The sequence below is a fragment of the Lysinibacillus capsici genome (assembly GCF_003367505.1).
Lineage (GTDB): Bacteria > Bacillota > Bacilli > Bacillales_A > Planococcaceae > Lysinibacillus > Lysinibacillus capsici.
Genome location: NZ_PXXX01000008.1, coordinates 87152 through 102084, shown reverse-complemented (window position 1 = coordinate 102084; position 14933 = coordinate 87152). Strand labels below are relative to the sequence as shown.

The 14933-nt window shown below is 34.8% G+C and carries 15 protein-coding genes; 8 read left to right on the top strand and 7 right to left on the bottom strand.

Annotation, left to right across the window (positions count from 1 at the left end):
• Window positions 1–3: 3 nt before the first annotated feature.
• Window positions 4–2745: an ATP-binding protein gene (locus C7B89_RS04750; protein WP_115673240.1), complete on the bottom strand. Its 2742-nt coding sequence runs from the start codon at window positions 2743–2745 to the stop codon at window positions 4–6.
• 184 nt (window positions 2746–2929) lie between these two features.
• Here C7B89_RS04750 and C7B89_RS04745 point away from each other — a divergent pair, with 184 nt between their 5' ends.
• From C7B89_RS04745 to C7B89_RS04715, 7 genes are all read left to right on the top strand, one after another.
• Entirely contained in the window at window positions 2930–4120 is a 1191-nt protein-coding gene (locus tag C7B89_RS04745; protein ID WP_048395461.1) for a M14 family metallopeptidase, read from the top strand.
• Between the two features lie 179 nt (window positions 4121–4299).
• Window positions 4300–4629, top strand: a complete 330-nt coding sequence (locus C7B89_RS04740) for a PadR family transcriptional regulator (RefSeq protein WP_048395460.1) — start codon at window positions 4300–4302, stop codon at window positions 4627–4629.
• Entirely contained in the window at window positions 4626–5033 is a 408-nt protein-coding gene (locus tag C7B89_RS04735; RefSeq protein ID WP_048395459.1) for a permease prefix domain 1-containing protein, read from the top strand. The genes C7B89_RS04740 and C7B89_RS04735 overlap by 4 nt, the downstream gene beginning before the upstream one ends.
• A 2-nt stretch (window positions 5034–5035) precedes the next feature.
• Entirely contained in the window at window positions 5036–5692 is a 657-nt protein-coding gene (locus C7B89_RS04730) for a hypothetical protein (protein WP_048395458.1), read from the top strand.
• Between the two features lie 12 nt (window positions 5693–5704).
• Window positions 5705–6736, top strand: coding sequence for an alpha/beta fold hydrolase (locus tag C7B89_RS04725; RefSeq protein WP_115673239.1), 1032 nt, complete (start codon window positions 5705–5707; stop codon window positions 6734–6736).
• A gap of 87 nt (window positions 6737–6823) precedes the next feature.
• Window positions 6824–7231: a MarR family transcriptional regulator gene (locus tag C7B89_RS04720; RefSeq protein ID WP_048395455.1), complete on the top strand. Its 408-nt coding sequence runs from the start codon at window positions 6824–6826 to the stop codon at window positions 7229–7231.
• 128 nt (window positions 7232–7359) lie between these two features.
• Complete coding sequence (locus tag C7B89_RS04715; protein ID WP_048395305.1) at window positions 7360–8019, top strand: hypothetical protein; 660 nt, start codon at window positions 7360–7362, stop codon at window positions 8017–8019.
• Between the two features lie 402 nt (window positions 8020–8421).
• Here C7B89_RS04715 and C7B89_RS04705 read toward each other — a convergent pair whose 3' ends face one another.
• The 6 genes from C7B89_RS04705 to C7B89_RS04680 all read right to left on the bottom strand — a co-directional run bounded on the left by C7B89_RS04705 (window position 8422) and on the right by C7B89_RS04680 (window position 14240).
• Entirely contained in the window at window positions 8422–9501 is a 1080-nt protein-coding gene (locus tag C7B89_RS04705) for an ankyrin repeat domain-containing protein (protein ID WP_048395301.1), read from the bottom strand.
• 241 nt (window positions 9502–9742) lie between these two features.
• Window positions 9743–11224 carry a malate:quinone oxidoreductase gene (locus C7B89_RS04700; RefSeq protein ID WP_004233452.1) on the bottom strand — a complete coding sequence of 494 codons (1482 nt, stop codon included), beginning with the start codon at window positions 11222–11224 and terminating at the stop codon, window positions 9743–9745.
• Window positions 11225–11613: 389 nt separating this feature from the next.
• Window positions 11614–12381: a nucleotidyltransferase domain-containing protein gene (locus C7B89_RS04695; RefSeq protein ID WP_115673238.1), complete on the bottom strand. Its 768-nt coding sequence runs from the start codon at window positions 12379–12381 to the stop codon at window positions 11614–11616.
• Between the two features lie 95 nt (window positions 12382–12476).
• On the bottom strand, window positions 12477–13412 hold the full coding sequence (locus C7B89_RS04690) for a hypothetical protein (RefSeq protein ID WP_048395297.1): 936 nt from the start codon (window positions 13410–13412) through the stop codon (window positions 12477–12479).
• On the bottom strand, window positions 13409–13966 hold the full coding sequence (locus C7B89_RS04685) for an RNA polymerase sigma factor (RefSeq protein ID WP_115673237.1): 558 nt from the start codon (window positions 13964–13966) through the stop codon (window positions 13409–13411). Before C7B89_RS04685 ends, C7B89_RS04690 begins: the two co-directional genes overlap by 4 nt.
• Before the next feature lie 124 nt (window positions 13967–14090).
• Complete coding sequence (locus C7B89_RS04680; protein WP_231595739.1) at window positions 14091–14240, bottom strand: hypothetical protein; 150 nt, start codon at window positions 14238–14240, stop codon at window positions 14091–14093.
• Window positions 14241–14395: 155 nt separating this feature from the next.
• Between C7B89_RS04680 and C7B89_RS04675 the strand changes: the two genes are divergently transcribed.
• Window positions 14396–14887, top strand: coding sequence for a hypothetical protein (locus tag C7B89_RS04675; protein WP_048395293.1), 492 nt, complete (start codon window positions 14396–14398; stop codon window positions 14885–14887).
• Window positions 14888–14933: the final 46 nt, after the last annotated feature.

Below are 14933 nucleotides of genomic sequence, written 5' to 3'. Positions count from 1 at the left end.
TCATTAACTCCCCTTAGAAACTAACCATACTCTTAAAACTGATATTAATTGATCTAAATTTAATGGCTTACTAATATAATCAGATGCACCTGCCTGCAATGATTTATCACGGTCATTTTTCATCGCTTTAGCAGTCAATGCAATGATTGGCAAATCGATACGTTTCATTTGCTGACGAATAATAGTCATCGCTTCATAGCCATCCATATTTGGCATCATTATATCCATCAGAACAAGATCGATATCTGGATTAGCCTGCAAGACCTCTAAACATTCTAGCCCATCTTTGGCAACTAGAATATGCATGCCTCTTTTTTCTAATGCCGTTTTCAACGCATAAATATTACGGTTATCATCATCAACTATTAAAATATTTTTCCCTTGAAACACCTCAACCTCATGTTGAAGGGTTTCTTCCATTGCTACTGGCTGCTCTTTGATTTGTTCCTCTTCCACCGTTGTCACAGCCACTTCGTTCATGGCAAGCTTTTGGCAATGCTCCTCTTCAATTCCATTTGGTAGACTCGGAATCGTTAACGTAAAGCTACTACCTTGTCCTTCAGTACTTTGTAATGTAATCCATCCACCAAGTAATTTTGCAAATTCCTTACAAATAGAAAGACCAAGACCCGTTCCACCATATTTTCGTACCGTAGCTCCATCTGCTTGTTGGAATGATTCAAAAATCAGCTGGTGTTTGTCTTTTGGAATACCTATTCCTGTATCTGAAACAGTAATTTCTAACCAATCTGTACTTATATCCTGCATATTGTTTGTTAGTTGTTGTGGTGTAAGCTGGTTAATGTCTAATGTGACAGATCCCTGCTCAGTAAATTTAAAGGCATTCGATAATAAATTCTTTAAGATTTGCTGGAATCTCTTCTCATCCGTATAGAATACATCCACTACATGATCCGCCTTTGAAATATGGAATGCTAAGTTTTTCTTCCTCGCAACTGGTGCAAAGGTATGTTCAATTTGTACAGGTACTTCGCTCATATTCACTTCATTAAAAATAATATCAAGCTTCCCGGCCTCCACTTTAGATAAATCTAATATGTCATTGATTAGAGCAAGCAAGTCCTCTCCTGAAGAATGAATAACTTTAGCAAACTCTGCTTCCTCGTCTGTTAGGTTGTGTTGGCTATTTTCTGCTAGCATTTCAGATAATATTAATATGCTGTTTAAAGGTGTTCTTAATTCATGTGACATATTCGCTAAAAATTCGGATTTGTAATTAGAGTTAAGGATAAGCTGCTCTGCACTTTCTTCTAATTCCTTCTTCGCTTTCTCTAGCTCTCTTGATTTGGACTCTGCCTCTTTCGTGCGTTCCTCAAGCTGCTCATTAATCATAGTCAGCTCTTCTGTCTGCATTTGTAATTCCTCTGATTGTGTTTGAAGCTCCTCTGATTGGACCTGTAATTCCTCTGTCATTGCTCTAGATTCATTCAATAGACGTACAATTTCCATACGCCCTAAAACACTATTAACTGTTAGTCCAAAGGTTTCAGTAACCTGTCTCACTAATTCTTGCTGTAACTTACTGAATTTAGCCATTGTTGCTATTTCAACAACCGCTATAACTTCATTTTCAAAAATGACAGGAATCAATAAAATATTTTGTGGTCTAATTTCACCTAATCCCGTCTTGATTAAACGATAGTCTCTCGGAATATTATCATAGAATAGCACTCTCTTTTCTAATGCACATTGACCGATTAACCCTTGTCCTATTTTGAAGCTCTCCATACCAACACAATCATCCGTGTCAGCAAAAGCAGCCTTTTTCACAAACTGTACTTGGTTCTCTGTTACTTCCCGAACATAAAATGCGCCAAGGGATGCTTGGGTTTTCTGTGCTACTTCTGATAGGAAGGTCTCCGCTAATTTTGTAATTGCTGAAATACCTTGATAATTTGTCACGATTTCAGCTACATTGCTTTGTAGCCATTCCCTCTTTTCGACGGACTCTAAAAGCGTATTCGTTGCATTAGCAAGTTCATTCACTTCATCGTTTGTATTCACATGGATTCTTCTTGTAAAATCACCTTTTGTAGCTGCTATTTCTTGAATTGTTTGTGTTACTTCCGTTATCGTTTTTACAATTGAACGGGAAATGCCACTAGCGATAGCAATAGCTATTGTAGAAACTAAAATTAAGATCCCAAATAGAGCACTAGTTAATTTACTATTTTGCTTATCTAACTGACTTGCCTTTGCCTGTGTATAAGCATTTTCAGTGGCACGGAATGAATCGAATAATTTGCGCATTTTTTCCATATCCTGACGACCATTATCCACTTTAAAAAAATCATTTAATGCTTCTACATTATTATCCTTTTTATATTGAATAGTTGGTTCGCCTGACGTTGCAACCCAATGTTCAATTGTTTCCTCTATCTCTTTAAGTTTGTCCTGCTGAGCTGGTTTATCTTTCATTTGTTGATAGAGTTCATTAAAATCTATTTTCCAATTTTCAGCTGCATTATCATAGGGTTCCAGATAACTCTGCTTACCCGTAATGATGAAAGCCCGCTGACTTGATTCCATATCCAATATATATTTTTCAATTTCATTCGTTAAAGTTAGAACATTGGAATCGTACTTAATAATAAAATTTCTTTCCTTCTGCAAAGATGTAATTTGATTATTTAATATGACAACCGTCGCAAGTAGGCAAAGAATGATTACGATATAACCTAATGAAATCTTTGAGCGTATACCCAATTTTAATCTATTTAACATTTGGTTTTCCTACCTTTACCTTTCTTTTACTTTAGTATGATTACTAGTATACATGTAAAAATAACTCATTTTCTCCTATTTTAGATTCATCATAAAGAAATTTTGCTGATTTTGTATCAATAAGTCTCTGTATTTTTCATATACATTTTATATTGAACCATTTCTAATTAAGGAGAGAAAACATTTGGATATTATCGTAAGACCAGGAGATTCACTTTGGCATTTCAGTGAGGTATTTAAAATTCCTCTTCAACTCATTTTAGATTCTAATGAAAATATAAATCCCCAATTTTTAAGAGTTGGACAACGGGTTCGTATTCCTGGTTTTGTGACCAACAACTATCAAATTAAACAAGGAGACTCTTTTTGGCAGATTGCCCAGAGCCGAAACCTCCCCCTAGTCGCCCTATTGCTTGTTAATCCTGATCTCAATCCAAATCGATTACAAATCGGTCAAATGATTCGCATACCCCAACGTATCACATGGCGTTTAGTTGAAGGTAAGCAAACTTACACGTATACCCATATGATAAATGATCTCAGAAAGCTCCTTGATGCATATCCTTTTCTTCATAGCTCAAACATTGGCAGTTCCGTTTTAGGGAAGGAGCTACCTGAGCTATCAATTGGCCATGGTGCAAAACGTGTACACTATAATGGCTCCTTCCATGCAAACGAATGGATTACTACACCTATTATTCTAACATTTTTAAATGACTATTTGCTCGCCCTCACCAATCAAAGTAGTATTCGTGGAATTTCTCCATTTTCTCTTTATCAGCAAACATTCCTTTCTATCGTTCCTATGGTAAATCCTGATGGCGTTGATTTAGTAATACAAGGCCCACCAAATGATGAAGCATTAAGAAATCAACTAATTGAATGGAATAATGATAACGCTGATTTTTCTGGCTGGAAAGCAAATATTCATGGAATTGATTTGAATGACCAATTCCCTGCCAAATGGGAGCTTGAAAGTGCCCGTAATCCAAAAACACCAGGGCCAAGAGATTATGGTGGTGAAAGACCACTATCTGAACCTGAAGCCATTGCAATGGCTGATTTGACCAAGCAACGTGATTTTTCAAGAGTATTAGCCTTTCATACACAGGGACGTGTCATATATTGGGGTTTTGAAAATCTAGAGCCCCCAGAATCAGAGGTACTTGTAAATGAATTTAGTAGAGTAAGTGGCTATGAGCCCGTTCAATCTGCTGGAAGCTATGCTGGTTATAAAGATTGGTTTATTCAAGATTGGCGTAGACCAGGCTTCACTGTTGAATTAGGAAGTGGTACAAATCCTTTACCAATCAGCCAGTTTGATGACATTTACGAGGAGTCTTTAGGGATTTTCCTTGCTGCATTGTATATGTAAAAAGAGTACTCGAACTCCATTCGCTATGAAATAGTCCTTTTGGGCTTTTCAGCGAATGGGTTTTTTATTGAAAATCTCATCATCATTGTAAAAAAAGGGGAATAAATTACTTTGACAGACAGAGTAATGTTTGCTACTATTACTCTGACAGATAGAGCAATAAAAAAAGTAGGTGACTTATGGTTCGCAGTGATATTATCCGAGGACATTTGGATTCGATTATTTTACGGTTAATTTCAGAAAAAGACCGTTATGGCTACGAAATTTCTCAGGAAATAAGTCTCCGTACAAACAATCGGTTTCAAATCAAGGAAGCAACTTTGTATGCAGTTTTTCAACGTCTCGAAAAAAAAGAAATTATTGAAGCCTATTATGGAGATGTCTCACATGGAGGCAAAAGAAAGTATTACCGTATTACATCATTAGGTAAGGCCTATTTAAATGAGCTAGTGAATGAATGGTCGGAAGTAAAGGAAATAATCGATTTATTTATGGAGGGCTTAGAATGAAAAGAATAAAAAACCATATTGATGAGCTTTTTAAAGACATTCCTCGAACTAACGAAACGGAAATGGTTAAACAAGAAATCATTGAAAATCTTGAAGAAAAAGTATTTTATTTGATGGACCAAGGTAAAGAACAAGAGGATGCTATTAATAAAGCCATTGTAGAATTTGGAGATATCGAAGACTTAAAGCAAGAGTTAGGTGTTAAAGAACCAGCAAAGAAAAACATGGCTAAATTAAACTTAGAATTTTCAATTTGGGGTAGTGGCTTAATCATTGCATTTTTTATTTTTATTAATCTTTATTACACACCACATACTATTTGGGCAATCTATCCGATTTTCGCCATTCTTTGGTGGCCTTTATCGATGTACTTTGTGTGGTCTCGTAAGAAATGGGGTGAATAAACATGAGGAACTTTATTAACTTTTCTATAGCGGGGAGCTTGATGACAATGATTTTTTTAGGGGTTGTTAATTATACGACATCTCCTCAAACAATGTGGTTTGTATATCCATGCTTATTGCTACTGCTTTGGCCTATTACGTTATTCTTTATGGCTAAAAAATTGTATAAACAATACTCAATTGTTTGTAGTGCCTTAATTATTACATTTCTAATAGTTGAAAATTATATTTACGCACCAGATCATTTATGGTTTGTCTATGCGATTTATCCAATTATCTGGTGGCCAATCCTCATGTACTTAGATGAAAAGGCAAAAACGTTAAAAACAGCTCTAATTGGATGTGCTTCTACCATCATCTATTACTCTATATTGAATATGATTGTATCTCCTCAATATCCTTGGGCAATTTATCCTGCTTTTTTAGTGATATGGTGGCCTCTAGCTTTATATCACGCGCAACGAAAAACCTTTGTAGCATTCTCCGTTACAGCTACGATACTAATTAGTATCTTTTTCATTACAGTAAATGTTGTTTCTTCACCAAGCGTTATATGGGCGATTTACCCTATTTTTGTGACACTTTGGTGGCCTCTGAGTATGTATTTTTATGTGTATAAAAGAAAAATGTATCATGCTAGCTTTATGAAACGCATGTAAAGTAGGTATTGTATGAAAAGGATTAAAAAGTTCATTAAATATCTTGTCTTGATTATGACCTCCTTACTATTATTAGCACTTGTATTTCCAACATGGACATCATCTATAGAGGACATGAACAGCATTAGTACGCTAGAACAGGTAGAAATTAACGGCAGTGACCATGAAATTATGATACGGGGCCATAACAAAAATAATCCTGTCATCATCTTTGTCCATGGCGGACCAGGTTGCTCTGAAATACCCTACGCTAAAAAATATCAAGATTTATTGGAAACCGAATTTACAGTGGTAAATTATGATCAAAGGGCTAGTGGGAAGTCTTATCATTTTTTTGAGGACTACTCAAATCTTTCATCTGATTTGCTTGTGGAGGATTTACTAGCACTGACTGACTATATTGCTAATCATCTAAATAAAGAAAAAATTATCTTAATTGGTCATTCCTACGGTACCTATATTGCCATACAAGCAGCTGCTAAAGCTCCTGATAAATATGAGGCCTATGTAGGGATTGGTCAAATGAGTAATACCGTTGAAAGTGAGATGGACAGTTTACACTTTACGATCAAACAGGCTCAGCTTAAGAGTAACACAGAGGATGTTGCACATTTACAGAGGTTAATGGAGGAAATTAGTAGTGGTAAAACATTTACGCCTCGTCATTTAGTGAGCAAATACGGTGGAGCTACAAGACTTATTACTAACCCTGATGGAAATATGTTAGGGATGCTTTTTAGTACCGAATATAATTTGTTAGATATTATTCGCTATAGCAAGGGGATATCCCTATCGCAAGAAGTCTTAGTAAACGAAATCTTGCAGTCCCCACTTCCTGCGAAAGTCAATTCACTGACTCTTCCCTTCTATTTTGTAATGGGGGATTATGATTATCAAACATCATCGAATAGCGCTAAAAAGTACTTCGACCAAATTATCGCGAAGAAAAAGGAATTCATAGCATATGAACAATCTGCTCACTACCCCCAGTTCGAAGAAAAAGAGAGATTTTTCGAATGGATGCGTACGACTTTTAAAAAATAAATATTTCTTAAAGTAATTCTACACTTGGTAGCATTTATTTAATTGCTATATAATTTAATTATTAAATATTTTAGCGGACGTGATTATATGCCAAAAAATCTAAACAATGTAGAAATTATTATGAAAGAAATGCTGGAAATACAGCAGAAGTCGAAAATGTTTGTAGATCTTTTATCTGAAGGAGAGGCGTTATCACAAAACCAATTAATATTACTCCTACAGCTAAAAATAAATAATGGGATGAAGGCAACAGAAATTGCTGAATTCTTTAGTGTAACACCCGGAGCTGTAACTTCCATGTGCGATAAACTGGAAAAACTCGAACTCATACAAAGAATTAGAGAAAATAATGATCGACGTGTGGTCAAAATGGCTTTAACCAATATTGGTGACATGAAGGTTCAAGAAATCTTTTTAAAGTTTTCTCAGGATAAACTCATAGACATGGCCAACATCTTACGCGAAGTAAACCAATTAATGAATAAAATTTTTTAGGATTTCAACAAATTGAAATCCTTTTTTTATTGTTTAATTTAAGCTGTGCTTTTGTTCTTGACAAATGGAAGTAGCATATAATTTAATAATTAAAATATATATTAATTAAATTATAATGAGGTGACTTTATGTTTCAAAAACTCCGTACCCTTACACAAACGAATGGCACCGTTAAACATTTGGATGCTGATTATGAACAATTAAACATTCGAGGCGCTGTATCGTTACAACAAGAAGTACACTTAATAAAAGTGTCCACTCATGGTCATAGCTCCTTCTATTATCCAGTTACAGCGCAGATATTTAATAGTACTGGCTCGTGTAAGTTAAAGGATTATTGCCAAATCGGAGAACTTACAAATGCTGGGAATATTAAAATACGTAATGGTTTTATCCAAAAAATCAATAGTTCTGGAAAGCTAATGGTTGAAGAGAAATTACAGAGCGAGCAATTTGATGCCATTGGAATAGTCAAGGCTGCGGAAATAATCGCTCATCACTTTCATTTGAAGTTATCGGGAGAAAGCGGAATTGACAGGTTAAGGGCTGAAAATGTGGTAATAGAAAAGGATAGGATAACCCTTCTTCCGTTATTTAAAAAAATATTACGCTGTCACACAATAAGTGGAAAACACCTACAATTATCTAATACGAATGCAGAGTTTGTGGAAGGGGAAGTCGTCCATGTTGGGGAAAATAGTGTGATTGGGACACTTTACTATACGGATGATTATTCGATAGCTTCGAGTTCAAAGGTGCACCACATTATACGGAGGGAAAAAGAATGATACTTCTAAAAATGCTAAAGACTTTTTTTTGCTCATTAGCTTTAGTGGTATTATCTGTACTTTATGTTGGATTACTTTTAAGCGCTGGCTTATCCATACTCGCTGGTTTTTTACGAACATTCGGAGTGGATCAAATTAAAATGGGCCTTTGGTATGGCGTAGAACTTCCTGTTATGTTCAGCATCCCCTTCGCCCTGTTAATAGCCCTACTGTTGTTCTTTTGTGCCATATATATTAAACGTTCTATTGTTTTTTGTTTGTCAACTCTTCGAATATAGAGCAATAAAAAGTAAGCATATTTCTTAGAAAGAATATGCTTACTCTCATCGACTTTTAAGTTGAATAGCAGGGAGGCTCATTTAATCAGTTGATTCACATTTTTATCAGTAGCTTAAAACATTGCTATAGTTCTCCTTCAAGAAAACGGATAAGGTATATTTCAGGTCTACCAATAAATTCTTTAAAACTACATAAATTAGCATACTCCTCATGCTCCACATCATAGCACCCTATATGGCCTTCTCCTTTTGGGTTCCAGACTATTTGCAAATCAGAGTAATTGTCGATATTTGCGGAAAGAAGGAGGAGCTCTCTATGACCTAGTTTCATCTCAATTGTATCAGTTAGTTTGAAAAAATCGATAAAGTGAATTTCATAATCATTTGGTGCAAGCTCAAGATGTAGTCGATCTCCTGTCAGAAAATTAATCAATTCATCTGGTAACTTGTATTTTTTCAATGTCTCTTTTTTGTTTTCAATAGTATGGAGTTCTATTGGTTCTAAAGCCTTTAAGTAATTTGCTAGTTCCATATTTTTCATACGTACAGCAATTGTATAAGCTCTCTCACCATCTTTCTCCGCTAAAGTGACGTTTGCACCTCGTTCAATCAAATAGTTCACCATAGCTATATTTCCCATTCTTGTTGCAACTGTTAATGGTGTTGCTTCATAGGGATAGACCATATCAGGCTTTTGATAATTAATATCTACTCCTTGATCAAGTAAATAAGTGACTGTTTTTTTATCAAAATTCGACACAGCCTGACGCAATACAGGACCTCCATGCTGCTTTATATCAAGCCCAAGTTCATGAATAAGAGGGATATTTCTTTTATTGCCATAGTAGGCCTGAGAATAGGCTCCAGATCCCACTTGGTTATAGCCATCTAATTTTGCTCCTTGTTCAACAAGGTAACGTACTATATTTTCTTTACAATATCGAACAGCTCTTAAAAAAGAAGGATTTTTTTCCACATTTAAATTAACCCCATATCCAACTAATAATTTTACTACATCCAATCTTTGTGCAATCAACGCTAAATCCAATGGGCTTAATGATGTATGCTGACTTAAACATATCTCTTCTTCAATATTCCAGCCTTTATCCCTCGCAACTCGCAAAGCTGTAATATCGCCAGTATAGATATACATTGCAAGCTCTGGTAGTTCTGAAAATGTTCCAATATCTTGTAGTTTAATCATCTATAGATTGGCTCCCTTCTTATTGTATATACAAAGTATAGAAAACTACCATCTATATCACAATGGGACATAGAGCTATAGTGTCATAAAATACAGGGCAAGATTTATAGCAAATTTGATGGTTCTTTTATTAAAAAGAAGGCAATTGGATTTAAAATTTCCCAGGAAAGAATTTATTCAAATTAAAAAGAGCTCTCAATCAGAATAGATTGAGAGCTCTTTCTTAAACGCTTACCATGACTTATTTTAAGCCAAGTGCTTTATCTGTTGTTGCATTTATTTCTTTTAGAAGCTCAGGGTTTTCTGCTAATGATAGACCATAAGATGGAATCATTTCTTTAATTTTTGGTTCCCACTCCTTGATATGTTGAGGGAAACATTTATTAAGAACTTCAAGCATAACATGTACAGCCGTAGATGCACCTGGTGAAGCTCCTAGTAAAGCTGCAATCGAGCCATCAGAAGCACTTACAACTTCTGTACCGAATTGAAGTGTTCCTTTACCGCCAGCTTCTGTATCTTTAATAACTTGTACACGTTGTCCAGCTACGATAATATCCCAATCATCACTTTTTGCATTTGGAATGAACTCACGTAACTCTTCCATACGTTGTTCTTTTGAAAGCATAAGCTGTTGGATTAAATACTTTGTTAAGCCCATCTCTTTCACGCCCGCAGCTAATAAAGTTGTGATATTATGCGGTTTTACAGAAGCAAATAAATCCATATTTGAACCTGTTTTTAAGAACTTAGGAGAGAAACCTGCGAATGGTCCAAATAGTAATGATTTCTTGTTATCAATATAACGTGTGTCAAGATGCGGAACCGACATTGGTGGAGCACCAACTTTTGCTTTTCCGTATACTTTTGCATGATGTTGTTCAGCTATTTCTGGATTATTACATGCTAAGAATAGACCGCTAATTGGGAATCCACCAATATGTTTCCCTTCAGGAATACCTGATTTTTGTAGTAATTCTAAGCTTCCTCCACCAGCTCCAAGGAAGACAAATTTTGCTGAATGATATTCCATTTTACAGCCATCTAAATCGTGCACACGTACTTCCCATGTACCATCACTAGCTTGTTTTAAACTTTCAACACTATGATTATAGTTAACATCTACATCTTTTGCTTTTAAGTGATCAATTAACATACGTGTTAAAGCACCAAAGTTAACATCTGTACCAGTGTCAATTTTCGTTGCAGCAATGTCTTCACCAGCAGGACGATTTTCCATAATAAGTGGAATCCATTTTTTTAGTGTTTCAGGGTCATTAGAAAATTCCATTCCTTCAAATAAAGGATTTTTTGTCATCGTTTCATGACGTTTCTTTAGAAACTCAACATTTTCTTTCCCTTGTACTAAACTCATATGTGGTAAAGGCATAATGAAGTCTTGTGGATTATTGATCAGCTTATTGTTTACAAGATACGACCAAAACTGTCTTGAAACATGGAACTGTTCATTAACATTAATCGCTTTTTTGATATCGATTGATCCGTCTTTTTTCTCTGATGTGTAGTTCAGCTCACATAATGCAGCATGTCCAGTTCCCGCATTGTTTAATTCGTGAGAACTTTCCTCGCCTGCTTTTTCAAGCTTTTCAAACACTGTAATTTTCCAATCTGGTGCTAATTCTTTGAGTAATGTTCCCAAAGTTGCACTCATGATTCCGGCACCAATTAAGATAACATCTGATTTAATTTGTCTGTTACTCATTTTTACCTTCCTTATATGTTAAGATTTGCAGAAAGGATGTAAGCACTCCCACTTTAGAAGTACTGTAGCCATGGAGCAACCTCGGAGCACACCATTTCTGTATCAATTATTACCTTATTGCAGTTTATCACAATTAGTTCAAGAATAAAATATCAACTATTTATATGAGAGTTATCAGCTTTTTTCGAGCCTTTCCAATCATAATTCAAGCAAAAAAATCACTTTTTGTTCTAGATAAAAATTGAATTATTTAAGCTTATTGGAATAATCGGCCTAAAAATGGTTGACATTTTCATAAAAAATAGGTTCTTTTTATTATTATATCTGTATAATAACATATAAATATGGAGCTCGTCTTGTATCTGAACTAACTTTCCTTTCCCCAAAGATTAACTTTCGATTGGGCTTTTTATATGCCAGCCATCTATATGAAAACCGCCCATTTGTATGAACACATACCTTACTACTGTTTCATATAACGCCATCATCTTTTCAACATTGTCCTCATGCATTGCTCTCATAAAAATTTCTCTAAAGTCCTCATCTGGAAATGCTGACTTACTATATTTTTGCAGGTAAATTGGATCTTCAAGATAGGAATAGATTTGATAAAAGGGTATCGTTTCTAGATTTAAAAATTGACAGTACACCAAAAATAAATTGGCTAATGAGTTATGGTAGGTAAAGGAAAAGTCCATTCTATCCTGCTCATAACAATCCTTTAAATTATCTAGTGCATCCCATAGTTCATATTTTTTTATTTCTAAGACCGTTTTATTCATTGTGTTATATTTTTCTTCGAGCCATTCCTCTGCCTCAAATTTCAAGTCTTTTATTATTCCAGTATAATCAAATAAAATTCTACCTGTTTTAAATTGGACCATCGACATGGTTCTTCTTTTTTTAAAATCATCTTGGAAATACCCACGAATTTGACTTGGTGGATTCGCAAAGTATTCAATTAAAAAACCATCAATAACACGATTCCCTCTTTCCCTCCACCCCACATTATCCGCCAAAATAATATGAACATCGATATCAGAGCGCTTAGAGGGATTTCCAGTAATATAGCTCCCACATATGAGCGCTCCTACAACTTCCTCTTTATCTTGCCATTCTTTCAGGAACGTTTCTAAGGCTATTTTCCATTTTGCCATTGATATCATTCACTCCCTTTTTAATTGATTTATTTCTACGATACTATTGAAAAAACAGAAAACCTTTAAATACGTTTTCTGTTTTTATCTGCTTCTTATTTAATTTCTTTAACAGTTAATTTCTTTTGGCTAACTTCATAAGTGACTACCACGTTTTTAATAATCGCCGTATCATCATAGGAGAGACTAGCTTCAAATTCTATTGTAGCATCTCCCTTCCATCTAAGATGATCCACATAGCTATAGTTTTCATGATCTGTTCGAATCCAAGTATCTAACCCTTGCTCAGCACCATATTTAACCCTTGAAGATTCTACTAACTCCGGGCTTACCATTCGCTCTTCCACATTGATGACTTCAACAAATTCACTTTTATTAGAGTTCGTGACAATAGCAATTAATTTCTGATCAGGTGAAGGAATTATCTCTTTAATATACATTGATGGACTGGAGAAGCTAGAATATGCCTCTAGCACATCATCTTTTATACGCCAAAGAACATTCTGGCTTCCGTAATCTGAATAATTATTGAATAAAGTAAAGAAGACGCTCCCATCTGCTAATTTATATACCTGCTGACTTTTAAAGCTTCCCGATAAAATATCGACAGCAAAAATAGCCGAATTTGCAATTTTTTTGTTATCACTTTGTATAAATGGCTGAATAGCCTTTAACGCCTTATTTCTCAACTTTTCATCATTATAGCTCTCTACTAGTCTATTTATTGCAATATAGATATACTCCTCTTTGTCACTATCTAGAGCTTTTAGAAATTTATCTGCATCATATTTTGTAGCTGGCATTAGTTCCATATCCTCTGCTGATAAATAACGAATATAAAGCTCATTATTTTGATGTTTATAGTAAGCTGCTGCTATTGTGGCAGTAGAAACTGAGCTTACGATCATCATACTTATTACCACTGCGAGCCATTTTTTAGAAAAACTTTTCTTCTTTACTTCATAGTTGGCGGCTTCAATTAATTCTTCCTCTATAAATCCAATTTCACGATATAACTCCTCTTTTTTCATATATATAATCCCTCGCTTTCCAAATAAAATCTTAGTTTATTACGTGTCCTAAATAAGTTGGACTTAACTTTACTACTACTCATTTGAAAGTGTAAGGAAATATCTTTTATAGAATAGGAGTACCAATATCGTTGAATAAATATATTTCTAGATTGTTCATCTAAGGTATATAAAAATTGGCTAATGTATTGAGCAAGTTCACCCGCTTCATAGGATGTTTCTACCGTATGAGAAGAAGCTAGACATTCTTCCAGCTCTGTGAGAATGACCTCAAACTCATTGTTTCTCTTTTTGGCTGTATTATAGCTATGCTTATCAAGTGCAATATTACGTATGATTCTCCCTAAAAAAATAGATAGTTTTCTTGGTATCTGTGGAGGGATTGTGTTCCATGCAGCTAGGTAGGCATCATTCTCACATTCTTCAACATCCCTCAAATTTGCCAAGATTCTTCTCGCTATTACTCTACAATAATTTCCATATTTTTTCCTTGTTTCCAAAATAGCCTGCTGTGAGCGTTGTATGTATAAAGCAACTATTTTTTCATCGTCCATTTGCATTTTCTCCTTTTATGTACTCTTACTTATAAAGTAGATAATCCAAACAATTGGTTGCATGTTGTGGCAAAAATTCTGGTAATGAAAAAACCGCACTCTTTTAGGTACGGTTCTCCACATTTCAAAATAAATTAGATAAAAATGTTTGTATTGATGTAGGTAATAGCTGAAAGAATAATCCCTCATATTTAATATCCAGTATACCAGCGACAACAATAACAACGAAAATTAATAATAGAAAGATTTTCTTATTTTTAGAAATCCAATTCAATAGATGCCACTCCTCTGTCCTAATAGTAAGCATGTTTAGTATAAGTTGATTGCTATCAAATAGCATCCTATTTATCGTCTGTCACCTAATTTTACAATGCTACATAAATTAAAATGATACGCTAAAAATGAGAAATATGTAAGAAGGGAATGGGTATGGTCAATTTTAAATCTTTTCGAGGTGTTATCACTCAAATCAGTGATTTTTCTGTTGGGCAAAACGGAGATAAGAACGGTTGTTATAAAATAATGACCTTAGAAGATGGTGCTGGTGGGGTCGTCAATTTTATTATTTCTCCCTCCACCTATTTTGTTAATCGTGAAATTGTCACAACTGGTGAATGGGTAACAGGATATTATGATGGAGATGCACCTGTACCGATGATTTACCCGCCACAATACCGTGCTTTAATTATTGTAAAAGAAAGCAATTATCATAATGTAAAGGTAGATTTCTTTAATCAACAATTACTGAGTAGTGATGGACAATTACAATTAAACCTTTCTCCTACTACGATTATTTCACTTAAAAATGGGCAGCCTTTTACCAATAGTCCTGCCAATCGAAACCTCATTGTTGTTTATGGTCCTACCACTAGGAGTATTCCTGCTCAAACCACTCCCTATGAAATCATTGTTTGGTGTTAATTTAATCACATTTAAACAACGGCTTAAACCTCACTGCGTGAATTTA